This is a genomic window from Streptosporangium sp. NPDC048886 (assembly GCF_055586905.1).
The window spans coordinates 1-25892 of the sequence record NZ_JBVJHH010000004.1 but is presented as its reverse complement, the minus strand read 5'-3'; the positions used below and the strand labels follow the sequence as shown (position 1 = coordinate 25892).

Below are 25892 nucleotides of genomic sequence, written 5' to 3'. Positions count from 1 at the left end.
GTGATGACCTTGCTAGCCGAAGGGAAGATCACCGCCGCCGAGGCCTCGGAGCTGCTGGCCGACCAGCAGATCAGGCCGGAAAACGGAGCCATCGCCGCGCTCGGGGCAGCCGTCCGGATGCCGGGCGCGAGCGACCTGGACGAGCTGTGGCGCCGCCTAAGCGAGGCGAAGTCCCTGATCGGCCCCTTTCCCGCCCAGCGTTTCGACCTGATCACCGGGGCCCGTGAGGAACTGGCCGAGCAGCACGGTCACCATCGTGAGCACCTGGGCTCCGACAGCCGCTCGTTCGGCGGATGGCTCCGCGACATCGAGCAGTTCGATCATGACGCTTTCGGGCTGAGCGCCTTCGAAGCCGAGTTCATGGGTCCGGCTGAACGCCTCCTGCTCCAGGTGACCGAGGAGGCGATCACCCTGTCCGGCCTCAAATCCGCCGACCTGCGCGGCACCAGGACCGGAGTGTTCGGCGCCTACCAGCCCAATGCCAGCTTCGAATACCTCCAGCTCTTCGACGACCCCGATGAACGGGCGTTCGTCTCCAACATCCCGGCGAACGCCTTCTACCGGATCGCCTACACCCATGATCTGCGCGGTCCGGTCATGAGCGTCGACACCACCTGCTCATCTTCGCTGGTCGCCCTCCACCTGGCACGGAGGGCTCTTCAAGCGGGCGAATGCGATCTCGCCATCGTCGCGAGCGTCAGTCTCAGCCTGTTCCCCTTCTGGGGCGGTGAGTCTGACTATTTCGTCAAAAGTCCGCACCATCGCTGCGCCGCCTACGACGCGGCGGCGGACGGGGTGGCATGGGGCGAGGGCATCGTCGCCGTCGTCCTCAAACGGGCCGAGGACGCCGTGCGCGACCGCGACTATGTCAGTGCGCTTGTCACAGGATCGGCGGTCAACAGCGACGGCGCCTCCAACGGGATGCCCGTGCCCAATCCCGAGGCTCACCAGGATGTGGTCCGGGCCGCACTGGCCGAGGGCCGCGTCTCGGCTTCCGACATCGGCTACGTGGAGGGCCACGGCGCCGGCACGGCCCTGGGTGACGTCATCGAAGTGGATGCGCTGAGCAGGGCGTTCCGTGTCGACACCGCCGAGACCGGCTATTGCCGGCTTGGTTCGATCAAGGCGGTCATGGGCCACCTGGGCGATACGGCCGGCCTCGCCGGCTTCGTCGAAGCGATGCTCTGCCTGAGGCAGCGGCGTTTTCCCGGTCTCGCCGGACTGTCACGGCCCAACCCCGCCATCGACTGGGCACGTACCCCGTTCGTTGTCAGCGCCGAGGAATCGCCTTGGGCAGACCCACCCAACGGGGCGCCCCGTCGGGCGGGCGTCTCGTCGCTGGGTATCAGCGGCACCAACGTCCACGTGATTCTCGAAGAGCCGGGCTCGGTGGAGCCGACGCGTCCCACCTCGGCCATGACGCCGGTATTCATCTCGGCCAGGACCCGATGGGCACTGTGGGAACTGATCAGACGACTCGCCGAGGGGATCGACGAGGGCGCCGCCGTCCACGACATCGCCTACACGCTGGCGCGCCGCGGCGTTGGGCCCGCCCGCCTGGGCATCTTCGCCGCCGACACCGCCGACCTCCTGCACAAGCTCGGCCAGCTCCTGCCCGTGCGGGAATTCGACCGGATTCCTGACCACCTCGGCAGCCAGTACGTGTTCCTCTCCGACACCCCAGAGGCGGGCGAGCAATCGCTCAGCGAGTTGAGCGACAACATCGGGGACCGCGTCTCGCCCGGCGACGTCGCGCTGATGGCCCGCTACCTGAAGCACGTGGAAGCCGACGGCGAGTGCGTGGGCCGGCTCGAACCCGGCCGGGTTCTCCCGCTGGCGCTGGCCCCCATGACGACCAGACGCGTCTGGCCGGCCGTCACCGAGCGGTCGGTGGATGTGTCCAGCCTGTTCTTCCAGCCCGCATGGGTTCCGGTGAAGGCGGCCGTGGCGGGCGCCACGACCGGCGGGACCTGGGTGGTGTTCGCCCGGCCTGCTGATCCCGTCGCGGAAGCGGTCGTCAGGCGCCTGCGGGCCGGCGGCTCCAGGGCGGTCCTGGCGACAGCCGCGAGCGGATTCACCCGGTTCGGCCCCGATCACTTCGGCCTGACGCTCGACAACGTCGAGGACTACGGCATGCTGTGGAGATCCATCGGTCCGCTCAGCGAGTTCGCCGGAGTCGTTCACCTGCTCGGGTACGGCTCGGCGGAGCACCCGATGGCCAGCGTGAGAGCCCTGCACGACAGCCAGCGCGACGGGGTCTTCTCCCTCTTCCACCTCGCACAGAGCATGATCCAGCTCAGCCTCGAGCAGCCCATGGTGCTGGCGGTGGTGGCCTCGCTGGCGGAATCGGTGGTAGAAGGCGAGGACTACGCGCCACCCAGGGTGACAGGGTTCGGCTTCGCCAAGGTGTTGTCGCAGGAGGTGCCGCACCTCTCCGAGATCGCCATCGATCACGACCTCAGCTGCTCCCCGGCAGAGGCAGCCGACCAGATCGTTGCCGAGATCGATGCCGACCCCCGGGATCGGCTGCCTCTCGTCGCCTACCGTGCTGGCCGGCGCTACACCAAACACGTCAACCGAGCCGTGGAGGGTGGAGGCACCGCTCTGACGATCCGTGAGGGCGGCACGTATGTGATCGCGGGCGGCACTGGATACCTCGGCATGCAGGTGGGAACGTTTCTGGCGGAACACGGCGCGGGCTCCATCGTCCTGCTGTCGCGCAACGGGCTTCCCGATGGGCCCAACCTCGCCGACAAGGCCGAAGCGATCCGGAGGATGGAGGAGTGCGGCGCCTCGGTTCGCGTACTGCGCTGCGATGTCACGCGCGAGTCCGACGTGGCACGGGCCTTCGCTGAGATCCGCGATGAGCGCGGCCGGATCGACGGCGCCTTCATGCTGGCCAAGGAACTGTTCCATCTCTGGATCGGTGAGCTCGATTTCCCGCGTTTCCGCAGGGGGATCGAGAACCGGGTCCTCGGCACCTGGCTGCTGGCCGAACAGTTGCGCCAGGACGAGCCGGACTTCCTGGTGCTGTTCTCCTCCATCTCCTCGTTGTCGGGGACCAAGGGAGCGGCCGAGTGCGCCGCAGTCAACCAGTACCTGGACGCGCTCGCCCCTCACCTGACCCGCGGTGGTATCCCGACCTACACCCTCAACCTCACCCTGATCCTCGATGACCGATCGGACTTCGCGGCCAGGACCCCGATTCCCCCGATCGACTTCGCCGAGTTCCGAGCCGCCCTGGAGCGCTTCTTCAGAGACGCCCATCCCGTCGACATCGTGGCGCGGCTCGACCTGGACGAGGTGCACTATCTGCGCGACGTGCTACGCATCCCCTTCGGCCCGGAGGTGTGGGAGGAGGCCGCGCAGGGCAACGCGGGCCCCGAGGCCGTCCACGACGACGCGGTCGAGTGGGACGAGGACCTGATCCGAGACCTGCTGGCACAGGCGTGGCGGACCACGTTGGGACGGTTCGCGGCGGACGCCGCCGAGAACTTCTTCGCCGCCGGCGGGACGTCGCTCAGCGCTGTCAGGTTGGTCCACCTGGTCGGTAAGTCGATGCCGGGCGCGGCCTTCGACGTGGCAGCCCTCTACGGCAACCCGACGTTCGCCGCGCAGGTCGCCTACTGCGCCAGGCATCTCCAGCCGATCCCCGAGGTGGACGACGACCTCGGGTCGATTCTGGCGCGGGTCGAGAGCGGCGAGCTGTCCGAATCCGAAGCGGTCGCGCGCCTGTCCGGGATTCCGGGTGGTCTCCTGTGAGAATCGGCGTGATGTTCCCCGGCCAGGGTTCTCAGGTGCCCGGCATGGGGCAGGACCTGTACCACGAGGACGAACAGGCGCGCGGCCTCTACGACACGGCGTCCGAGATCCTCGGCTACGACCTACTGCGGGCCTGTGAGGACCGCAACGGGGAGCTGTCCGACACCACGATCCTTCAACCGGCGATCCTCGTTCACAGCGTGGCGGCCTGGACGTTGCTGTCCAGATCGTTGCCCGAGCGGCCGGTCGTCATGGCGGGCCACAGTCTCGGCGAGCTGTCGGCCCTGGTCTGCGCCGGGGCCCTCGACTTCGGCGCCGCTGTCGCCCTGGCCAGGCACCGAGGTCAGCTCATGGCCGCGTGCCCGCCCGGCGCGATGGCCGTCGTGTTCGGCCCGCCAGCGGATGAGGTCGGTCGCGTGCTCGCCGAAAGCGCCGGTGGCGCCGTAGTCGTGGCCAACCGGAACGCTCACGACCAGTGCGTCATCAGCGGGGAGATCCAGGCGGTCGCGGCGGCACGGACGGCGCTGTCCGCCCGTGGGGCGGTGACCAGACCACTCAAGGTCGCGGTTGCTGCTCACAGCCCCCTGATGCGGCAGGCCATCGAGCCGTTCGCGCACGCGGTCGCGCGGGCGGCGATCCGTGACGCGGCCGTCCCGGTCGTCTCCGCCTGCGTCGGAGCGGTCCTCAGCACGGCCGAGGACCTGGCCGGCAGCGTGCGTGGGCAGCTGACGGGGTGCGTCGACTGGCCTGGCGCCGTCGTGCTCATGCGCGCCCAAGGCGTTGACGTGCTGATCGAAGCGGGGCCCAAGTCAGTGCTGCGAGACCTGACCCGCACGGTGGCCCCCGAGATCGCCGCCTGGTCGTGCGACAGTGTGCGCGCGGCACAGGAGGTGGCTGCGGCCTTGTCGGGCGGCGCCGTACAGGCCGAAGCGGACAGCTTCGAGGAGTTCCTGTTGGCGGCTCTCCGTCTGATCGTCGGCACTCCCGCCCTCGCGCGGCTGTCCGCCGAAGCGTTCGAAACGGAGATCCGAGCGCCCTACGCACGCCTGGTGGACCAGCTTGACGCGGTACGCGCCGACCGCGTGCCCGACAGCCACCCAGCGATGGAACAGGCCGTCCGCGATGTCGGCGGCGTGCTGCGAGCCAAGGGGTTCACAGATCAGCAAAGCCACGCCGCGATCGAGCGGGCCCTGGCGTCGGCCACTGCCCCAGCTCGCCGCCGTGCCGTACATGATCAGGCGGGTCCGGCCGCCGAGGAGTTCTGAAAATGGCCTTCCCCGATCGTTCACGTGTCAATCCGTACCGCCTGTACCTGGGAATTCAGGTTGCTATGTCCTTCCTGGTCACGATGGCGTTCACCACCTCAGTGGTGTATTACGTCGACGAGGCCGGGCTGAATCCGTTCCAGCTCGTGATGCTCGGAACCGTGCTGGAGGGCGCCTACTTCCTGTTGCAACTCCCGACGGGGATGCTGGCGGACCTGGTCAGCAGGCGGGTATGCGTCGTGGCCGGCGTGCTCATCTACGCCGGGGGCATGGTGATGCAGGGCGTGGCTCCGGTCTTCGTCAACCTGCTCATCGCCCAAGGGGTGCTCGCCCTGGGCGCCGCATTGATGAGTGGCGCGCAGGAGTCATGGGTCGCCGACGAGACCCGCGAGGCGGAGATGACTGGGGTCTACCTCAGAGCCTCCCAGCTCGGCTCCGTGGGGACGATCGTGGGCAGCCTGCTCAGCGGCCTCGTCGCGATGCTGGCGCTGAACATGCCCCTGCTCATCGCCGGCGGGCTCATGGCCGTCGGCGGCGTGGCGCTGGCCCTCTTCATGCCGGAGAACAATTTCCACCGGCCGGAACAGGTGTCCGGGTTCGGAACGATGATGCGGCAGGTCGGCTCGGAGCTGGGCGGTCAGGTGCGGGACTCCTACCGCATCGGCCGCGCCGTCCCCGGCCTGCTGTTCCTGCTTGGTATGACCTTCTGCTTCGGGCTGTGGAGCGAGAGTTTCGACCGGCTCTTCGGCGCCTTCCTACTGGAGGACATCACCTTCCCCGATGTCATGGGCCTGGAGCCCGCCATGTGGTTCAGCATCCTCACCTGTGCAACGGGACTGGCGAGCATGGTAGCCGCGGGCTGGACCGCCCGCCGTACCGAGCGGCTCGGGTCCGGCGCGATCATCGGGATGCTCCTGCTGTCCACCCTCGTGACGGCGGCGGGAGCGTTGGCCATGGGGCTGTCCCAGAACTTCGCGATGGCGGTGGTCTTCCTGATGGTGGTCTCGGCCGCGCGGCAGCTTTACGGGCCGCTCGTCGACGGCTGGCTGGTCACCCGAGTGGACTCCAAGGCGCGGGCGACCGCGCTGTCGGCCAGAGACATGTTCGACAGCGGCGGGCAGATCATCGGCGGACCGTTGGTGGGCGCGATCGGCAGCGTGGTCTCGATCAGGGCCGCTCTCACGGCCGGCGCCGCGCTGCTGGTCCCGGCGGTGCTCTTCCTGGCCGGGGCCGATCGCCGGATCAAGGCCGCTCTCGCGGACGCGGCTCCGGTGAACGGCGACAGGGGGGCGCGGTGAGCACGGGATCGAAATTCCACGGCACGGGCACCGAGCCGGACTCGCCTGCGGTGGTGTACGCCTTCGGCGAGGCCGGATCGGGAGCGGCGGCCTGGAAAAGCTACCGGACGATGCTGGCGGGCCTGGCCGAAGTCCGCGCCGCCCGGCTTCCGGGCCGCGAGAGCCGTCACTGCGAGTCCCCGCTCGGGTCGGTGCGCGAACAGCTCGACGATCTCGCGGACGAGGTCGCCACGCTCGTTGACCAGGACGAGCGGCCCTTCATCGTGGTCGGTCTGTGCGCGGGCGCCCTGTCCGCCTTCGAGCTCGCCCGCCATCTGTCCAGCCGTACCGGGCATGGCCCGGCCGGGCTGGTCGTGGGAGGCCAGCACGCTCCTTCGCTGGTGCCGGGCGACTCCAGCCCGGTTCACACCTACTCCCGAGAAGAGTTCCGCGCCTGGTGCGAAACGAATCTCAGCGACCGTCCCGAACTCGGGGACCAAGCCGCGTTCGAGTTCTTCGCCCCGATGCTCCAGGCGGACTTCTCCGTCGTGTCCTCCTACCGTTTCGAGCCGCTGCCACTGCTGGCCTGCACTGTGACCGCGGTGTGCGAGGAAGCGGACGAGGAGCGGACACGTGGTTGGGCCCAGACCACCGCAGGCGCGTTCACCTTGTGCTGCGTCGCCGAGCCCGTCACGACGGGCAGCCTGGTGCCGCCGACCGCCAGCCAACTCGCCGCACTCACTCGTTCACGGCGGCCCGTATGAACGTTCGTGCCTACCGAGAGATGCCCATGGAACGCGCCTATCCGCTGACCCGTGCCCAGGAACGCCTGTTCTTCCTGCATCGCCTGGACGCCGACGCCGGGACCTACGCCTTCCCCGTCCATCTGAGATTGCTGGGACCGCTGGAGGTCGGCACGCTGGAATCGGCGCTTGCCGACGTCGTAGAACGCCACGAAGTCCTGAGATCGACCATCGACATCCGGGACGGGCGGCCCGTCCAGATCGTCGGCGACCGTGGCTGCGCGCTGCGGCACCTCGACCTGCGCGGCTATCCCGAGGCGGCGCGCGAGCGGCTGGAGAGCGAGGCCGTCGACCGGGAGTGCAACGCCCCCTTCGACTTCCGCGACTGTTTCATGCGCGCCCTGCTGGTACGGCGGGCGGACGAGGAATTCCTCCTGCTGCTGACCTTTCACCACATCGTGTTCGACGGCTGGTCGGTCGGTGTGCTGATGGACGAGCTCAGCGATGGCTACCGGAGGCACCGGGGCCTGGCGACAGCCCCCGTCGAGCCGCTTTCTCTGCAGTACGGCGAGTATGCCGCCCGTGAGGCGCTGACGGAGAGCATCGCCGCGATGGGCACCCAGGCGGCCTTCTGGAAACAGAGACTGACCCCGGTCCCGCCCTACCTGCGTCTGCCGACGGATCACCCCAGGCCGGAGGTACTGAGCGGCAAGGCGCACCGCGTGTGGACGTACGTCGACGCCGAGCTGACCGCCGCGCTCGAACAGCGCGCACGGCAGCAGCGGGCCACCCTCTACATGTTGCTGTTGACCGCCTATCAGGCGCTTCTGGGACGGCTCGCCGGGCAGAACGATTTCTGCGTCGGCGGAGCGACATCGGGCCGCCACGATCCCGCCACGCACCCGATGATCGGAACGCTGGTCAATGAGCTGGTCTATCGCTCGGAGTACGAGCCTGGTCTCACCTACGAGCAACTGATCGCACGGGTGCGGCGCGGTGCCTTGGATGTCTATCGGCACGACAGGCTGCCTTTCGAACGGCTGGTGGAGCTCGTGACTCCCGTCCGGAGCCTGTCCCACCACCCGTTGTTCCAGCACGCAGTGACATTGCAGCCCGACCTAGGCGGACCCGGCCTCGAGCTGGACGGCATCGTGGTCAGCGGCTTCGACTCGGGAGCCGAGGGCAGCGCGCTGGACCTCACCGTCTCCTTCCATTACGAGGGGGAGCGCCTGGCCTGCGTGGTGGACTACTCGACTGACCTGTGGGACGCCCCGTGGGGAGAATCCTTCGCCGCCGACCTGGTGGCCGTCCTGCGGGCCCTGGCCGACGATTCGGGGCAGTCAGTGGATTCGCTACGGCTGAGCAGCGCTGTTCAGAGCTCCACGCCCGAGCTCCGGCCTGCGGCCGTCGCGCCTTCCAACGACGCGCCGGCAGAGGCCGTGAGCCATGCGATATCGGTGCTGAGCGAGGTCTGGAAGGAGGTTCTCGGGCTTCCGTCCCTGGCCCCCGACCAGAACTTCTTCGACATCGGCGGCGACTCCCTCATCGGGCTGCGTGTGGTCGCCTCTGTGCGCAAGCTCGGTTATCCGATGCGTCTTCGCCACATCTTCCTCGGGCAGACGGTGGCGGAGCTAGCCGTGCTGCTGGTCCAGGAGGCGGGCAGCGCGCCGGCTGAGGAAGAGGCCGACGGCTCGCAGGCCACGGGCACCGCCCCCCTGCTGCCCATCCAGTCGTGGTTCCTGGCCGCCGATGACGCGGATGCCGGGCACTACAACTACAGCAACGTGTTCGAACTGGCCCCCGAGGTCAGCGCGGAACACCTGAGCGAGGCCATCGACGCGGCGCTGGCTCACCACGACGCGTTCCGGCTGAGGTTCAGCAGATCAGCCGCCGGCGACTGGGAGCAGTCGTACGTGACGGCTCCGCCGTCCGGTGTCATGCGGATGTTCGACCTGTCCCGGATCGGGACGGCCCAGGCCGAAGCGGCTTTCGACCGTGCCGTGAAGACCTGCCAGTCCTCGATCGGGCTCGCGCACTGGCCACTGGTGTCCTGCGCGTTGTTCAAACTGCCGGACGGCGGCAGACGGCTGCTGCTGACGGCCCACCACCTCATCATGGAACCGGCGTCCATGAGTATTGTCGCCGACGACATCGCCACGGCTTGTCGGCAGATGGCCCGAGGGGACCGGATCGACCTGCTTCCGCAGCGCTCGTCGTACCAGGACTGGGGGCGGGCGCTCGAAAAGCTCGCATTCTCCGACGAGACGCGCTCGGAGATCGGCTATTGGCTCGACGTCGCCGATTCGGCTCCCGGCCGGTTGCACGTCGACTTTCTGGGCGGCAGAAACGACGTCGCCGCGCAGGTGACCCTGATCGAAACGCTGAGCGAGGAGGAAACCGGCGCTCTTCGGCGTGCCGTCGCCATGGTGCCGGGCGCCGGACTCACCGAGGCCGTGCTCGCCGGATCCGCGGCGGCACTGCGCCCGATCATCGACGGGGAGTCTCTGCTGGTCGACTTCGAGACCCATGGCCGGGAAGACATCGTCGACTCGATCGACCTCACGCGGACCGTGGGCTGGTTCGCCGCCCTGTTCCCCATCGGGCTGCGCGCCGATGTCCCGGAGCCGCGCCGCGCGCTGGAAGAGGCCACGCGGGACCTGCGGGGCGTGCCCCGAGGCGGGCTCGGTCATGGGCTTCTGACGTTCATTTCCAAGGAGCTGCCCTACCGGCGTCAGCGTGTGGGCGTGACGTACCTCGGCGCTGTCGCCGCGGGCGACGCTGAAGACGCGGTGCTGACGTTCGCCGGGTTCCCCGAGCATGACAGGGCGGCTCGGATGACCCGCCCCCACGAGCTGGAGATCACCGCGGTCGTCGCCGACGGAGAGCTCTCATACTCCATCACCTACAGCGGCAACCGCTATCCCGAGCAAAGGATCAAGGAGCTGCTGGCAGGTATGCGGACGTACTTCCAACAGCTGATCGCCACGGAGGACATGCGATGACTTCGGCGTGGTCGGCGGAACGACTGGACGCCTGGGTAAGGCTCATCGAAGGACACCCCGAGGTGTTGTCGGCCCGCCTCCTGCCGGGGCCGGAGCCGCGGATCGATGTGGTGCCCCGAAGCCTGGTCACCGAGACGGTCGAGGGGTGGCAGTACGTCTTCGACGATCTCTATGAGTCGGTGGCGGAGGCCTCGGGAGGCCGGGACCCCCGCTACGCCGGCTGGATCGACGGTCTCACCGGGCAAGCGGTCCCGGACGCGGAGATGAAGGAGTGGGCCGACGCCGTCGTGGGCCGCATCCGCGCGCTGCGCCCGCGCAGGATTCTCGAGATCGGCGCGGGCACCGGCATGGTGATGAGCCGGCTCCTCACCGACCCCGGTCTTGAGGAGTACGTCGCCACCGACTTCGCCCCCTCGTCACTCGCGATGTTGCGAGCGACGAGGGACGCCCGGGTCCGGGTGCTCCAAGCGGCCGCGCACGACGAACTCCCGGCTTCGGAGGGCGGCGCCTACGACACCGTCGTCCTGAACTCCGTGATCCAGTACTTCCCGAGCATCGACTATCTGGAGGATGTGATCGCTTCAGCCGTCGCGCTGACCGCTGAGGGGGGCCACGTCTTCCTTGGCGACCTTCGCGACACGACGCTGCTGGAGACGTACTACCGCCAATGCGCGGCCCGTTCTGGCACCGATTTCGACCTTGAGTTCCACCAACGCAGGGACTACGAGCTCAGCATGTCGCCGGACTACGTCAGGTCTCTGGGGCGGCGCTTCGAGGCCGTGACGGCTGTCGAGGCGGCCCCCAAACAGGGCCGGTTCCGCAACGAGATGACGCTCTTCCGGTTCGACGCGGTGCTTCATCTGGGCTGTCAGCCACCTGACGACCATTTCCAGCTGCCCTCTCCGAGCGGGACCGATTCGCCCACTCCAAAGCAGGCGCCGCTGCCACCGGGGCGCGCGTGGTCACTTCTGGACTCCTTGACGGCGCTGGCCGGGTCTACCGGCGGTGACCTGCCGGCCATCAGATTCCGGCAGCGCCCCATCGGCGATATCGAAGGGAAAGAGGCCGAACATGGATGAGCTGTCCGAAGAGCTGGCGCCGCTGGTGCTGGCCTCCTGGAAGGCGGTTCTCGGGCACGAGGAATTCGGCCTCGAGTCCGACTTCTTTGCGATCGGAGGCAACTCCTTCTTGGTGGCGCAGGTGATGGCCAGCCTGTCCAAGCAGATCGGGGCCAGACTGCCGTTGCGGTTGTTCTTCGCCAATCCGACGGTTCGCGGGATCGAGCGGGCCATCGCCGCGCATCAGGGCCGCCCATGAGCGTCTACCCCGACCCGGCCTGGAACGAGACGCATGTGGCGTTTCCCGAGAACGCCACCATCCTCGATCTGATCAAGGATGCGGTGGCACTGTCCGCGGAGGCGCCTGCCGTCGGCGACTCCACCGGAACGACCATGAGCTACGGCGAACTGGACGCGGCCTCCGACCGCCTGGCGCGGTTGCTGTCCGAGATCGGCGTTGGAGCAGGCAGCCATGTGGCCTTGTACAGCCAGCGGGACACCTGGGCTGTGGTCTCCCTCGTCGCCATTCTCAAGGTGGGTGCGACCTATGTGCCCATCGACCCCGCCTGGCCCACCGCGCGAGCCGAACTGCTGCTCAACGAGCTCGGCGTCGACGTCGTCATCGCCGGAGCCGGGCAACACCGGCAGGCGCAGCGCCTTGCGGCCGCCGCCTCCGCTCGCGGAGTGATCTGCCCGGGACTACGGGAGCGGTATTCGGCCGGAGCGGCACTCGACACGGAATCCCTGGTCAGCTTGTTCGACTACGTCGTCGCCGACGAGGACCGCCTCGGCGCGGCGGGGTTCAACATCCGCGGTACCGCCGAGTTCGGCCTTGACGACCTGGAGACTTACCGGCAGCACGTGGCGGGCCACGCGCTCGCCGGGACGCAGGGGCCTTTGGCGATCCTGGAGATCGGCTGTGGTTCCGGCGAGCTGGTCGACGAGCTGCTGTCCGAAGCGGACAGATACGTGGCCGTGGATATCTCCCCGGTCGCGGTCGGCAGAGTGCTCGACCGGCATCCGAGCGTGGAGGGCGTGGTCTGCCCGGCCCACCTCGTCCGCGACCACGTGCGCGGTCCGTTCGACCTCGTGGTCATGTCGAGCGTCGTGCAGTTCTTCCCCGATATCGAGTACCTGTACGCCGCTCTGGAAGCTGCGGCCGGACTGCTGCGGCCGGGCGGCCGGATCCTCCTGGGCGACCTGATCGACCCGGAACGGGAGGACCACGCGGGACTCGCGTTGCCGAGGGTGGCGTTCGAGGCGATCGCCGGGGTGCTGCCTTCGATATCGGGCGTGAAGGTGCGCGAGCGGGCCGGTGCGGGACTGCGCGGTGTTCTGGGGCGGCGATTCGATGTGGAGCTCGAGATCGGAGCGAAGCCGCTAGCCGTACGGGTGCCGACATTCTGGTCCGGAGCCGACATCGACGATCGGCCCGCCTCTCCTCCCGAATCGGGACCGGACGCGGACTCCATCGCTTACATCATCTTCACCTCAGGTTCCACCGGGGCGCCCAAGGGCGTCACCGTCCAGCACCGTTCCGTGGTGAATCTCATCTCCTGGCTGCGGCGCGCGTACGGGGTCGGGCCGGGCGACCGGCTGCTCGGGGTCGCTTCCTTCTGCTTCGACCTCTCCGTGTTCGACGTTTTCGGGACGTTGGCCTGTGGCGGATATCTGCGCGTGGCCGATGCCGAGGAGATCAGCGAACCGGAAACGCTGATCGACCTGCTGGTCCAGGAACAGATCACGATCTGGGATTCGGCCCCGGCGCTGCTCGGCATGGTGACGCCGTTCCTTGAGCTGCGTGACGATCTCGCGGGGGCGCCGCTGAGGCTGGTGCTCCTGAGCGGGGACTGGATTCCGCTGACGCTGCCGGGCGAGGTCAGGGCGGCGTTTCCGGGAGCGGACGTCGTGGCCATGGGAGGAGCCACGGAATGCACGGTGTGGTCCAACCACTTCCTGGCCAACGAGATAGACCCGGCCTGGCCGAGCGTGCCGTACGGCGTGCCCATCGACAACACGCGGTACTACATCCTCGATGAGGAGCTGTCTCCGTGCCCGGTGGGGGTCGCTGGAGACCTCTACATCGCGGGCGTGTGCGTGGCAGTCGGCTACGCCGCCGCCCCGGCGTTGACCGCTGCCAAATTCCTGCCGGACCCCTGGGCGGTGGCCGCTTCGGACCGGATGTACCGAACCGGCGACCGGGCCAGATGGTGGCCGGACGGGGTGATCGAGTTCCTCGGACGCCTGGACGATCAAGTCAAGATCCGCGGCTACCGCGTCGAACTTGGGGAGGTGCGGAGCATTCTGGCGCAGGCCGAAGGCATACGGGCCGCGCAGGTGCTGCCGGTGGCCGGTGTGGGCGGTAAACAGCTCGCCGCGTTCTACATCGCCGATGACGTCACTGAGCTGGACATACGAGACTTCGCCGCCCGCCGGCTGCCGGCCTACATGGTGCCTGCCAGCTTCATCAGGGTGGCCTCCTTCCCGATCAACTCGGTGGGGAAGGTGGACCGGGACGCTCTCACGGCGATGGTCGCGAGGCAGCGAAGCGTGAGCGCATGAGCGACGCCGTACGGGACCCCTGGCTGGTGGAGATCGTCCCTGGTTCGGATGCCGGGAAGGACGAGGTGTTCTACGCCGTGCCCCACGCCGGTGCGGGCGCGGCTGCGGTCCGTGATCTGTGCCGGGTGGTCGGCCGGTACGCGACCACGGTCGCGGTGAGGCTCCCGGCACGGGAGGCCAGGCTCGAAGAGCCCCCGCTGCGGGAGGTCGCTCCGATCGCGGACGCCGTGGCCGAAGCGATCATCGGGCATGCCCGGGGCAGGAAGATCACGATGTACGGCCACTGCTCTGGAGCGATCGTGGCCTTCGAGACCGCGCTCCGCCTCCAGACCGCCGGAGTCCGGGCGCTGTTCCTCTCGGCTCACCAGCCGCCTGACCGGATCGTTCGCGACGACGTGTGGCGCTGGCCCGGCGAACCGTTCATCCAGCGGGTCGCGGCCGACGGCTACATGCCCCCCTACATCCTTGAGGACCCTGAGCTCCTGGCCTTGATCGAGCCAGCTCTACGTGCCGACTACGAGGCGATCGAGACCTACCGGCCGTCGGCTGACGCCCGGTTGGACGCGCCCATTCTCGGTATTCTCGGCACGGCTGACGATGCCGTCGACGAGCGAGACTTCGCGGCCTGGTCCGGTTTCACCTCGTGCGGCTTCGAGCTGTACAAGGTCCGGGGCGGTGGCCACAACCTCCTGTTGAGCTGGACCGCGGAGGTCGCCGAGGTCATCACCGGGTGGTCGCGATGGCACTGATCCATGACGCGATCGTCGTCGGCGCACGCTGCGCGGGGGCGGCCACAGCCATGGTCCTGGCCGGATCCGGGCACCGAGTCCTGATGGTGGATCAGGCGTCCTTTCCCTCCGACATCATGTCGACGTGCTACATCCACCAACCCGGCGTCGCTCAGTTGTCGGAGTGGGGGATCCTGCCCGCGCTTCTTGAGACTGGTTGCCCTCGGTTGACCCGTCTGACGCACACCATCGGGCCGGTGTCGGTCTCCGGCCGCATGCCGGAGTATGAGGGCGTCGATTTCGCCGTCGCTCCGCGACGCCATCTGCTCGATCAGGTGCTGGTAGATGCCGCGCAGGCGGTGGGCGCCGAGTTCAGGCCCCGCACGAAACTGATCGACCTCATTCACCGTGAGGGGCGGGTCGTTGGTGTGCGGCTGCGCGGTCACGACGGAGCGGTTTCGGAGGAGTACGGCAGGGCCGTCATCGGAGCCGACGGGATGCGATCTGCGGTCGCCAGGTTGAGCCGCGCTGCCCAAACCGTGGATGACGGGCGCCGTACGTGCGTCTACTACACGGGCTGGCGTCTCGGCGGCGACGAGGTGCGCATCGTCGAGTCCCACCACCGGTCCCTGTCGGTCATTCCGACTCACCACGGGGTTTCGTTGATCGCGACCTACGCGCCCCAGCGTGAATTCCGGCGAATCCGCACCGATCCCCTGCGGTTCCATCTGGAAACGATCCGTGAGCTAGCGCCAGACCTCGATGACCTGCTGCAGGACACCGAGCCGGTGATGCGGTTGACCGGAACTGGGGACCAGCGGAACTACTTCAGGGAGCCCGCCGGCCGAGGCTGGGCTCTGGTCGGTGACGCCGGGCACCACAAGGACAGCATCACCGCGAGGGGGATCACCGACGCGTTCGCGCAAGCCGAGCTCCTGGGGCAGTCGCTGGCGGGCAGGTGCGGGTCGGATCAGGCCGTGGACGCCGCGCTGGCGGAGTTCGCCCGGAGACGGGACGCGTCGGTCGCCGAGTCGTACGCCGCGACTCTCACGACGACCGAACTTGAGCTGTCAGCCCGCCGGCTGGAGACCCACCGGAGAGTCAGCACGTCAGCGGTGCTGACCGAGATCTATCTCGCCGCTCTGGCAGGAATTCGTCCGGCAGGAGTGAGCGGATGAGCTTCCTATGCGCCGACGTGCTCAATCTCGCCATCATCGCGCACGTCGATGCTGGCAAGACGAGTCTAACCGAGCGGCTGCTGTTCGAATGCGGTGCCATCAGCGAGATCGGCAGCGTCGACGACGGCACCACCCGGACGGATTCGAACGAGATCGAGCGGGCTAGAGGCATCACCATCCGCTCGGGAGTGGTGTCCTTCCAGGACGGTGACCGGCAGTACAACCTCGTTGACACCCCGGGGCACGCCGACTTCGTGGCCGAGGTGGAACGGGCCCTGATGGCGGTCGACGCGGTGATTCTCGTGATCGCGGCGCCTGAGGGCGTGCAGCCGCAGACTCGGGCACTTCACCGGGTCGTCGCCCGTCTCCGCCTTCCGACCGTGGTGTTCGTGAACAAAATCGACAGTGTCGGCGCGGCCGGGTTCGAACTGATGAAAGAGCTTTCCGCGAAGCTCGGCCTCACCCCGGTGGCGATGGGGACGCTGGCGAATCAGGGCACCCGTGAGGCCGAGTTCACGGAGATCAGGGACGCCGGGTTGAGGCGGCATTGGGCCGAACGTCTGGCCGAACATGACGAAGTGATCTTGGAGCACTTCGTCGGCGACCGGCAGCCCAGCGACGAGCAACTGCTCAAGGCGCTCCGCGAGCAGGTCGGCGCTGGTTCGGTACAACCGGTGGTGTTCGGGTCGTCCCTGACCGGCGCGGGAATAGATGCGCTGCGATCGGTTCTGAGGCGAGTGCTGGAACCGTCGCCAGGCTCAGCTGAGCTGTCCGCCCGCGTGTTCGCCATCGAACTCGACGAGCGGAGGGAAGCGACCGCGCTGGTCCGCTGCTACGGCGGGTCGCTGGCCGATCGCCAGCAAGTGACGGTTCAGCGGCTCGATGGCACCTCCTTTCGCGCCAGGGCCCGGGGCCTCACCGTGGTGGCTCCGCGATCGGATACGCACAGGAACCTCACCGCAGGCCATATCGCGAGACTTCGGGGTGTGCCGCTGGGAGTGGGCGACCGGCTGGGAACGGGCGAGATCCCGGCGCGGCATGGGCAGTTTCCCGCACCGGCGCTCCAGGTCGCGGTGCGGCCTGACGACCCCCTCAAGGCTCCGGCGTTACGCGCCGCGCTGCTCAAGCTCGCGGACCAGGACCCGCTGCTCAGAGCGGAGTTGGGGCCTGACGGTGAGTCGATCGTTCATCTGTACGGCGACGTGCAGCAGGAAGTCCTTCAGGAGACCCTGTCGCAGGACTTCGGCCTGGAAGCGCGATTCGACGAGCCGGAGATCGTCCACGTGGAAAGGCCCGTCGGCGTCGGGAGCGCGGTCGAGATGATCGGCAACGGCTTCCTGGCGACCGTGGGACTGCGCGTGGCCCCGGGTGTCGGCTTCACCTACCGGCGAGAGGTCGAGCTGGGCGCCATGCCTGTCTCCTTCCACGACGCGGTTGAGGAGAGCGCCGAATCAGCCCTGCGCCAGGGGCGTCACGGCTGGCGAGTGATCGACATTGAGGTCACCCTGACACACTGCGGGTACTGGGCGCGCCCGTACTCGGCCGCAGCCGACTTCCGCGACGCCACTCCGCATGTGCTGATGCGCGCGCTGGCGGGGGCGGAGACGAGGGTCTACGAGCCGATGCACCGCTTCTGGATCGAGCTGGAGGAGGAGTACCTCGGCACAGTGACCCAACATCTTCGACGGCACGAGGGCGAGGTCGAGCAGTACGGGCAGGCGGTTGACCTGTGGCTGATCGAGGGCCGGATCCCGCTGCGCACCCTGGCCACCGTCCGCCGCCAGCTCATGTCACTGACCAACGGCAGGGTGTTGCTGACATCACTCGCGGACGGTGACAAGGAAGCCCGGCGTGAGCCCCCGCCCATGCGTCCCCGCACCGACGGCAATCCCTTCGACAGGGACGAGTACATGAGATTTCTGGCTCATCGATGATCGCGGCTATCGGAAGACACAGATCGGGCGTCGAGTGAAGAACACACCATCCCAAAGCGTCGGCCTGCTGAGCCGGATTCGCCACATCGCCGCGTCCCGTGGCGACGCGCAGGCGTTCGTCTTCGTCGATCACCGAGGTGAGGCAGCGGAGCTGCGATGGAAGGACCTTCTGGCCGCGGTGGAGGCCGAGGTCCAGCGCATCGCGTTCCACGCGCGGCCTGGCTCTCTGCTCACGGCCCCCGCAGTCAGCTCCCAGCACGGCATTTCCCAGTTGCTGGCGGTGCTCGCGTCAGGGCACACCCTGCTTCCTCTCGACCCCCGAAGCCCGCACGAGACCAAGTATCGGCTCATCGAACAACTCACGAGCCAAGGCGCGGTGGTCGATGAGGTGGAAGCCTTGCTGGGTCCGGGCGGGCTGGCGTCGGCCGCCTTCATCGAAGGCGGCTATGTGCTGGCCACAGGCGGCACCACCGGAGACCCCAAGCTGGTGTACTACCCGAAGGAGCCAACCTACCGCGCGCCGTCGGCATTGCTGAAGCGCACCGGGTGGCGTGAGTTCCAGACGCAACTGCTGGCGGGGCCGCTTCATCACGCCGCTCCGTTCTCCCGGCTGATCGACGGCGTGCTCAGCGGCAACACCATAGTCGTTCCCCGGGTCTTCAAGGCTGAGGCCGTCCTCGGCGCCGTCGAGCGGTTCGGGGTCGAATGGGCGCAGCTAACGCCGAGCAACATGCTGGTCCTCGACGATCCACTACGGCGGCGTCCCGAAGCGTTCCGCTCCCTTCGCGGAATCCTGCACACTGCGGCGCCCTGTCCCGCCGACACCAAACGCAACTGGATCAAGCATCTCGGCGCCGACCGGGTCTTCGAGATGTACACCTCGACCGAAGGTATTGGCGCGACGTTGTGCGACGGCCATGAGTGGCTCGCCCGCCCCGGCACGGTGGGGCGCGGTTTCTTCACCAGGGTCAGGATCTTCGACGATCAGGGGCTTCCCCTGCCGCCCGGTGGCACGGGCACCGTCCACATGAGAAGTGTGCTGAGGAATCAGCCCGCCGGCACCATGGGCGGCTATCAGTCAGTGGGGGACCGGGGGCACCTCGACGAGAATGGATATCTGTTTCTCTCGGGGCGTCGTGAAGACCTGATAATCGTCGGCGGCGAGAATGTTTATGTCTCGGAAGTGACATCGGCGATTCTTTCCTGCGTGGGCGTCGCCGATGCGGCCGTCGGCGAGCTTCCGGACCATCAGCTCGGATCCAGGCTGTGCGCTTTGGTGGTGCGCCGGCCGTCCGCTCCGTTGACCGTAGCCGACCTGCTCGGACACTGCCTGTCCCGGCTGGAGCCCTACAAAGTCCCGTCGGAGTTTCGCTTTGTCGACGCGCTGCCACGAACGCCGGCAGGCAAATTGGAGCACATCTCGTTTTCTCGACTCATGGAGGCGTTGTGAGCCAGGCAGTTCCGGGGCCCGGTGAAGCGGTGACGGCAATCAATCGCATTTGGAATCAGGTGCTCGGCGTGAATTGTCTGGACAGCACCGATGACTTCTTCGATCTCGGCGGGTCGTCGGTCGACGCGCTCGTCATGCTGCGAATGCTCGAAGCCGAGCTGGCGATGGAGTTCCCGCTGGCCGAGTTCTACGACACGCCAACGATCGAGGCTCTCGCCGAGCGTGTCCGGAGAATCAGAGTGATGTCCGAGGGCGGCGTATGAGGGCGCTGACCGTGGAGTTCGCAGGACTTGACGAGGCTTCCGGCCCGCTCACCTGGGCGCAGAGCTACATGTTGAAGATGATTTACCTGGCCTCCCCGGGGACGCGAGGTCAGTTCAACGTGGCGTCATACATCAGAATTCCCAAGGGTGTGACGTTCCAGCATGTCGTCAGGGCTTTCCGTGCGCTGGCCGAACGGCACCAGAGCTTCAGGACCGTTTATCGGGCCGTCGGCGGCGCATTCGAGCAGCGTGTTCTCGGCGACGGGACGATCGAGATCGACATCATCCACCGGTCGGAGCCGTTCGCTCCTGATTCGAGCGAAGCCGGCGAGCTGTTTCGCGGGCTGCAATCCGAGGAGTTCGACCTGGGGAAGGCGTGGCCGTATCGGCCGACTCTGATCTGCCGGTCCGGGGTTCCCGTGTTCCTGGTGATCGTCTTCTCTCATCTCACCTCGGACGCCGCCGCCAGTGCGCTGCTGCAACGGGAGTTCACGAGTCTCCTGCTGAAGTGCAGGTCCGAGGCCGAGATCGACAGCGGCAGCCCGGTGGCCCAGCAACTGGAGGTAGCTGCCTATCAGCAGTCGGCCGAGGGAGTGTCCAGGGGCGAGCGCTCGATAAGGCACTGGGAACGTGTGCTGTCGCGGTACTACCGTTCCGGGCAGGAGCGTCCGCGGCATGCGGGATCGGTCCGGCGGGTGCAGACCATATCGATGACCTCGCACAGGCTGGCGTCCTCCGCGGCGACGACGGCACGGCGGTACAACACGACGCCCTCGATGGTGTTCGTCTCCGCTGCGGCATTCGCTTACGCGACCATCTCGGAGCGGCCCGGTCTCATCATGGAGATCGCATGCTCGAATCGGACGAGGACCTGGGCCGAGACCCAGGGCACCTTGTTCCAGTTCGGGATCGCGGAATTCTCGGCCATGGGCGTCGACTTCGCCGAAGTGCTGAAGAACTCGGCGGCGACGGCGTTGTCGGCATATGCCCATAGTCAATATGACGACGCCGTTCTAGACGACCTCAGGCGGCGCTTGTCTGGTGGAGCGGGCCCGTACTCGCAGCTTCCCGCCATCTCGTTCGTCGTCAACGACCTCGTGGGCTGGCGCCTGTCGGCGGCGGAGTTGAATATTCCATTGGATCGCCCCGACCTTGTGCGGCCGACCTTCGGCGAGTTCGGCGACGGCGACATGGGGACGGGAGGCTACGCCTTCTATCTGGGTTACCACCGGGCCGACGGCGGGGGATTGCGGCTTGGCCTGGAATTCGACACGAGCATGCTCTCCCGCCGAGAGGCTGCCGGCTGCCTGGCGGCGATCGACTGCCTGATCTTGGAGGCCGGCCGTACGGACCTCTCATTGTCCGAAGCGAAGAACGTTGTTCGTGAATGCGTTACTGAACGGCCGGAACACGCAATATGAGAACGCTGGGAGATGCGGCGATGTCCTCTGTTGATGAAATTCGAACATATGTCATCAATTTGCGCCGCCGTCCTGACCGGCGACGACATATGCAGCAGATCCTGCCCGATGAGCTGAAAGCCAGCTATACCTCGGACTGGGACGGGCCGTTCGACGGGACCAAGCTCGACCTGGCTGAGCTGAACCGCCATGGCTATGGTCTTTTCCCCTGGGAGATGGACATCGATCACCGCTGGTGGGGCCGCCCCCTGCGGTTCGGTGAGGTCGGCTGCATGGTCAGCCATATCCACTGCTGGCGGGATGCCCTGACGAGCACCGCCTCCGTTTTCCTGATCCTTGAGGACGACGTCGACCTCGTCCCTGATTTCCGCGAACAACTCCTCCCTGGGATCAGGGCGATCAGGGGGAGTGACGGGCCGGCGCTCATTTATCTCGGCCGGGATCCGCAGGAGCCGGACACCGAGTGGCGAGACGGGATCGTGTCACCTGGATTCAGCTACGGCACCTACGGTTACATGGTGAACCGGGCAGGCGTCCAGGCGTTCCTCGCCACCGATCCGCATCGGGACATCATCCCGGCCGATGAATTCCTCCCCGCCATGTACCTCGACCACCCTCGGCCCGACGTGAGAAAGCGCTATCCGAAGCAGATCAGCGCCCTGGCGTTCGTTCCTCCTCTCCTGGTGCAGCTGCCCAAGCGTGAAGCAGGCAGCGACACCGAGCTGTCGGCCTTCGTTTCACCTCACTAACCGGAAGGCATCATGCCGGGCTCCGAAACCCCCTTGCGAATCGCAATCATCTCTCCCGTCTGGCTCCCGACACCCCCGCCCATGTACGGGGCCATCGAGCAGATAGCGAGCATCTTGGCCGACGGCCTCGTAGAACGAGGTCATCGGGTGACGCTCTACGCAGCGGGCGACTCCGTCACCTCCGCCGAGCTGCGCAGCTACTACCACGAGGCGCCAGGCTGGGGCAGCTCCGTTCAATCACCGTTCTATGAGCTCAACCACGTCCTCGCGGCCTATCGGGACATCGAGCAGTACGACATCGTCCACGATCACACGGATCCGATAGGTCCGGCTCTGGGCGCTGTCGCGGCGGCAACCGTGCCAGTGGCGCACACGATTCACACCACACCCGGAGACGATGAGAACCGCGCCATCTACGAACTGATCCACGACCGGGTCGACCTGGTCGCGGTCAGCCAGGCCCAGCGCGCCACGATCGCGGACCTCCGGGTACGTAACGTCATTCATCACGGGCTGCCCATCGACAAGTTCGAGTACTCGGAAGCCAAGGGCGACTATCTCTTCTTCATCGGGCGGATGAAGTATGGCAAGGGGCTTCATCTGGCGATCCGTGCCGCGAAAGAAGCAGGCCTGCCGCTGCTTGTCGCGACGAAGCCCATCGAGTTTCCAAAAGAGGAGGCATATTTCAGGACAGAGATCCAGCCCCTTCTCGACGATCAGGTGCAGATTCTGGGCGAGGTCGGTTTCGCCGAGAAGGTGGAGCTTTACAAGGGCGCCCGTTGCACGGTCCTCCCCACATTGTGGGATGAGCCGTTTGGGCTCACCGCCGCCGAGTCGCTGGCCTGTGGCACCCCGGTCGTCGCTCTGGGCAGGGGTGCGACGCCTGAGATCGTCGAACACGGGGTTACCGGTTTTGTCGCCGACCAGCCCGGCGAGCTGGCTGGCTACATCGATCGAGTGGCTACTGAGCTCAGCCCCCGAGAATGCCGACTGGCCGCTGAGAAGCGTTTCTCGGCAGCCCAGATGATCGATTCCTACGAACGGTTGTACCGCCGGCTGATCAGCGAGCGTCATTCCTAGTTCAGCAAAAGCGAGTAATGGAGATCTTGATGACTGATTTACTGGCCACCAGTGTCAGCCGCGGGCTGCTTGCCGGCGGTTTCGCCGAAGTCAAGCTTCCTACGGAGGCAAGTGCCCTGCTCCAGCGCTCCGTCGAGCGCAGCCGTGAATTCTTCGGCCTTCAGGACGAGGCCAAGAGAAGGCACACGAGCAATGACCGTAACTTCGGCTACCGCCCCATGGGTGTCGAATACTCGATCTCTCCCGATCGGCCCGATCTCAATGAGTGCTTCACGCTCTGGGCCGATCGCCTTGATCTCATCCCCGAAGCGGGTGAGTTGGCGCCGCTGACAGATGCTCTGCTCGGCTGGCGCGACTTTCTCGTCCCCTTCGTGAGCGACGTCATCGAGCACCTCGCCGGCGCATTCGGTGAGATGCCGCCCCCTGCCTTCGCCAAGGCGTCCTACCTGCAGGTGAACTTCTACCCGGAGTCCTCCTCCACGAGCCGTGACCTCCTTCAGGACCGGCACGAGGACGGCCATCTGCTGACCGTCATCCACACGACCGACCGTGGGCTGGAGATCTGGGATGGCGACGATGGGCCGAGGCCCATCGCGACGGGCTCCGATGAGGTGATTGTCATGGCAGGGTCGGTCCTCACTGCGCTCACGGGCGGGAAGGTCGCTCCGCTTGACCACCAGGTCCGAAATCACAACCTGGCCCACCGTATTTCAATCATGTATTTCGTGAACCCGGAACTCGCAGAGCCGCTCCATGCGTGGAACGGCGACCGCGACAGCGACCTTCGCGACCAGGTGAGGAACAAGCCGTCTATGTTCGGGTTGCCCGATGTCCCGGTCCTCTGAAAAGACGATTCTCGTCATCAACTCCGGTGACGGGACCGGCCTCAACTTCACCCGATCCCTTGAGTTGGCCGGCGGGTACCGGACTGTGGGTATCGACACCACGGTGGAGGACTTCCACACGAGCGAGGCTCACAGCAAGCACTTCCTCGTGTGGGAGGATCCGGCCGAGCTTGTCGAGGCGGTCAACACCATCGCGGACAAGGAGGGCGCAGACCTCATCTACGCGGCGGACACCAGCCCACAGCTCATGGCCATCTGCGAGCGCAGGGAGGATCTCATCCGCCCTACGCTCCTGCCGGACAAGAGTGACCACTGGCTCATGGAAGACAAGTGGGCGACCTGGGTGGCCTTGGAAGGTGCAGGCCTGCCTGTTCCTGCCACCATCCTTGCCACGGACAGAGAATCCGTCGCCAGGTTCATGCGTGAGCACGCTGACATCTGGCTCCGGCGCCGGCGCGGCAGCGGGGGATCAGGCGCGTTGGCGACAGCCTCGCTCCCACTGGCGCAGGCGTGGCTGGATGAGCACAGGGGCTGGCATGAGTTCACGGTGGCGGAGAGACTCACCACGAGAACCGCCACTTTCAGCGGGCTCTGGTACGAGGGCGACCTCGTCTGCTCCCAACTCCGGGAGAGGTTGTCCTGGAAGTACCCCTCAGCCACAGCATCCGGCGTCACCGGCGTCACCGGCGCTCAGCACACGTTGTGGGACGAATACCTGCATGATCTGGCGATCAGGTGCGTCCGCGCGACGTGTGTGAGACCGCACGGCATCATCGGCGTCGATTTCACCTTCGACCGCGAAGGAAACCCGCTGCCTACAGAGGTGCAGCCGGCGCGTTTCTATTCGTCGATCTTCTTCCTCGCGCGGGTTGGCGTGAACTTCCCCGATCTGTACTGCCGGCTCGCGCTCAACGAACTCGACAAGCCGCTGAAGCCGTCGGTCAACCCGATTCGCGACCGCCACTACTGGGTCAAGGCGGTCGACAGGCTCCCTCAGCTGTTGTCGGCGGAGGACTTCCACCGGGCCACTCCCGGAAAGACAGGCGCATGATGACACACGCTTCACTCGACGAGGTATGCGGTCAGATCGCCGACGTGGGCTACGCCGTCCTGCCTGCGTTTCTGACACCTGAGCTGCTCGGCCGGGTCCAGTTTGAATACGCGGAGCTCTATCGCCGGATGCGGGAAGCGCACGACGGCAAGCCTTTCGAAACCAGTCACAGCGGGAAGGGGCACTTCCAGATACAACCGCCCCTGAACGGCGTGTTCGCTGATCCGGAAGTCTTTGCCAACCCCTTCGTCATCGACTGCGTGCGGTCGATCCTGGGGGCCGAGGCACGATTGGCCTACTACAACTCGAACATCAGCGAGCCCGGTTCTGGCTTCCAGGACATCCATCGCGATGTGCGGTTGCTGTTCGGGTCGGAGATCTCCCTACCGACCCCGTCGTTCATGCTCGTGGTGAACATCCTCCTGTGCGACTTCACCGAAGCCAATGGCAGTACTGAGATCTGGCCGGGAACCCATGTGCTCCCCGATCGAGGCAAAGGAGAGGACCTCGTCGCCCGCTCGGCCTCAGTGGCCTCGCGCAGGCTCAACGCTCCCGCCGGCTCTGTCATCGTCCGTGACGCCAGACTTTGGCATCGGGGTACCCCGAACGAGTCACTCGAGTCCAGGTCGATGATCTCGCTGGTATACAAGCGCAAGTGGTTCGGGTTTCGCCATGACAAGTCGCTTGAGGTGTCCCAGCAAATCCTTCAGAGCTGGCCGGAAGACGTCCAGTCCCTGTTCCTCAGATAGGGGTCCAAGCGACATATGCATATTTCGTTCATCTGTAAGGGGAACATCTGCCGGTCACCGATGGCCGCCAGCGTCGCGCGGACGTACCTCAGGCAGGCGGGGCTGGACGACCGGGTGATGGTCAGCAGCGGGGGCATAGAAGGCTGGAATGCTGGAAAGCCCGCCGACCAGCGGGCGATCGCTGCGCTCTCCCGGCATGGTTACCAGACTGAGCATTCCGCGTCGCAGGTCAATCCGACTCATCTGGGTGCCGACCTTTTGGTGGCCATGGACGAAAGCCACAGGGAGGCGCTTCTCAGAGAGGTCGATCCGTCGCGGGTACGGCTGCTGCGGGAGTTCACCTCACCGAGTGTGGCGAGCCTGGACGTGCCGGATCCTTACGAAGGGGAGGCGTCGGACTTCGAATCCACTCTTCACATGATCGAGGCCGCCATGCCCGGTCTGATCGCCTGGATCCGGGAGGGCATCTCCGACCCAGTCGCGGCGGACAGGCTCAACTGATTTTCAGGCTGCCTCAGCGAGATAGGCGTTCACCCCCAGTGGACGCCTACGCTCGTCTTCTGGTGGACAGCCGAAATATGCCGCGAGCTCAGACCGGCCATCGGCGGTCTGGCTCGCGGCGTTCCACCGGACTAGGGCCTGTACGAGGTTGAGATCAGCGGGATTTGCCTGCGCGGTGCTTGCCGTCCTGGTAGGCCGGGGTCATGGCGCGCGGAGAGCTCACCGATGACGAATGGTCCTTGATCGATCCTCATCTGCCCTTGGGCGAGCGCGG

The 25892-nt window shown here is 66.7% G+C and carries 20 protein-coding genes; all 20 read left to right on the top strand.

What is annotated here, in order from left to right; translation table 11 throughout:
- The first annotated feature begins 3 nt into the window (after positions 1–3).
- Positions 4–3762 carry a beta-ketoacyl synthase N-terminal-like domain-containing protein gene (locus tag ACZ6R6_RS05880; RefSeq protein WP_470090523.1) on the top strand — a complete coding sequence of 1253 codons (3759 nt, stop codon included), beginning with the start codon at positions 4–6 and terminating at the stop codon, positions 3760–3762.
- An 11-nt stretch (positions 3763–3773) separates the two neighbouring features.
- A complete protein-coding gene (locus ACZ6R6_RS05875; protein WP_470090872.1) occupies positions 3774–5027 on the top strand; it encodes an ACP S-malonyltransferase in 1254 nt (417 codons plus the stop codon).
- A 65-nt stretch (positions 5028–5092) separates the two neighbouring features.
- Positions 5093–6325, top strand: coding sequence for an MFS transporter (locus ACZ6R6_RS05870; protein WP_470090522.1), 1233 nt, complete (start codon positions 5093–5095; stop codon positions 6323–6325).
- Complete coding sequence (locus ACZ6R6_RS05865) at positions 6322–7068, top strand: thioesterase II family protein (protein WP_470090520.1); 747 nt, start codon at positions 6322–6324, stop codon at positions 7066–7068. Before ACZ6R6_RS05870 ends, ACZ6R6_RS05865 begins: the two co-directional genes overlap by 4 nt.
- On the top strand, positions 7065–10049 hold the full coding sequence (locus tag ACZ6R6_RS05860) for a condensation domain-containing protein (RefSeq protein ID WP_470090518.1): 2985 nt from the start codon (positions 7065–7067) through the stop codon (positions 10047–10049). Before ACZ6R6_RS05865 ends, ACZ6R6_RS05860 begins: the two co-directional genes overlap by 4 nt.
- The gene (locus tag ACZ6R6_RS05855; protein WP_470090516.1) at positions 10046–11128 is read left to right on the top strand and encodes a class I SAM-dependent methyltransferase; all 1083 of its coding nucleotides are present in this window, start codon (positions 10046–10048) and stop codon (positions 11126–11128) included. The genes ACZ6R6_RS05860 and ACZ6R6_RS05855 overlap by 4 nt, the downstream gene beginning before the upstream one ends.
- A complete protein-coding gene (locus tag ACZ6R6_RS05850) occupies positions 11121–11366 on the top strand; it encodes a phosphopantetheine-binding protein (protein WP_470090514.1) in 246 nt (81 codons plus the stop codon). The genes ACZ6R6_RS05855 and ACZ6R6_RS05850 overlap by 8 nt, the downstream gene beginning before the upstream one ends.
- A complete protein-coding gene (locus ACZ6R6_RS05845) occupies positions 11363–13669 on the top strand; it encodes an amino acid adenylation domain-containing protein (protein WP_470090512.1) in 2307 nt (768 codons plus the stop codon). The genes ACZ6R6_RS05850 and ACZ6R6_RS05845 overlap by 4 nt, the downstream gene beginning before the upstream one ends.
- Complete coding sequence (locus ACZ6R6_RS05840) at positions 13666–14418, top strand: thioesterase II family protein (protein ID WP_470090510.1); 753 nt, start codon at positions 13666–13668, stop codon at positions 14416–14418. The genes ACZ6R6_RS05845 and ACZ6R6_RS05840 overlap by 4 nt, the downstream gene beginning before the upstream one ends.
- On the top strand, positions 14409–15575 hold the full coding sequence (locus ACZ6R6_RS05835) for an NAD(P)/FAD-dependent oxidoreductase (RefSeq protein WP_470090509.1): 1167 nt from the start codon (positions 14409–14411) through the stop codon (positions 15573–15575). Before ACZ6R6_RS05840 ends, ACZ6R6_RS05835 begins: the two co-directional genes overlap by 10 nt.
- Complete coding sequence (locus ACZ6R6_RS05830; RefSeq protein ID WP_470090507.1) at positions 15572–17509, top strand: GTP-binding protein; 1938 nt, start codon at positions 15572–15574, stop codon at positions 17507–17509. Before ACZ6R6_RS05835 ends, ACZ6R6_RS05830 begins: the two co-directional genes overlap by 4 nt.
- A gap of 34 nt (positions 17510–17543) precedes the next feature.
- On the top strand, positions 17544–18959 hold the full coding sequence (locus ACZ6R6_RS05825) for an AMP-binding protein (RefSeq protein ID WP_470090506.1): 1416 nt from the start codon (positions 17544–17546) through the stop codon (positions 18957–18959).
- Positions 18956–19222 (top strand): acyl carrier protein, encoded by a 267-nt coding sequence (locus tag ACZ6R6_RS05820; RefSeq protein ID WP_470090505.1) that lies wholly within the window; start codon positions 18956–18958, stop codon positions 19220–19222. The genes ACZ6R6_RS05825 and ACZ6R6_RS05820 overlap by 4 nt, the downstream gene beginning before the upstream one ends.
- Positions 19219–20643, top strand: coding sequence for a condensation domain-containing protein (locus ACZ6R6_RS05815; RefSeq protein ID WP_470090503.1), 1425 nt, complete (start codon positions 19219–19221; stop codon positions 20641–20643). The genes ACZ6R6_RS05820 and ACZ6R6_RS05815 overlap by 4 nt, the downstream gene beginning before the upstream one ends.
- Positions 20640–21392 carry a glycosyltransferase family 25 protein gene (locus ACZ6R6_RS05810; RefSeq protein WP_470090502.1) on the top strand — a complete coding sequence of 251 codons (753 nt, stop codon included), beginning with the start codon at positions 20640–20642 and terminating at the stop codon, positions 21390–21392. The genes ACZ6R6_RS05815 and ACZ6R6_RS05810 overlap by 4 nt, the downstream gene beginning before the upstream one ends.
- Positions 21393–21404: 12 nt before the next feature.
- Positions 21405–22472, top strand: a complete 1068-nt coding sequence (locus tag ACZ6R6_RS05805) for a glycosyltransferase family 4 protein (protein ID WP_470090500.1) — start codon at positions 21405–21407, stop codon at positions 22470–22472.
- Between the two features lie 29 nt (positions 22473–22501).
- Positions 22502–23317, top strand: a complete 816-nt coding sequence (locus ACZ6R6_RS05800) for a 2OG-Fe(II) oxygenase family protein (RefSeq protein ID WP_470090498.1) — start codon at positions 22502–22504, stop codon at positions 23315–23317.
- On the top strand, positions 23301–24368 hold the full coding sequence (locus ACZ6R6_RS05795; protein ID WP_470090496.1) for a hypothetical protein: 1068 nt from the start codon (positions 23301–23303) through the stop codon (positions 24366–24368). Before ACZ6R6_RS05800 ends, ACZ6R6_RS05795 begins: the two co-directional genes overlap by 17 nt.
- Complete coding sequence (locus ACZ6R6_RS05790) at positions 24365–25117, top strand: phytanoyl-CoA dioxygenase family protein (protein ID WP_470090494.1); 753 nt, start codon at positions 24365–24367, stop codon at positions 25115–25117. The genes ACZ6R6_RS05795 and ACZ6R6_RS05790 overlap by 4 nt, the downstream gene beginning before the upstream one ends.
- A gap of 15 nt (positions 25118–25132) precedes the next feature.
- Positions 25133–25618 (top strand): low molecular weight protein-tyrosine-phosphatase, encoded by a 486-nt coding sequence (locus tag ACZ6R6_RS05785; RefSeq protein ID WP_470090492.1) that lies wholly within the window; start codon positions 25133–25135, stop codon positions 25616–25618.
- Positions 25619–25892 lie beyond the last annotated feature (274 nt).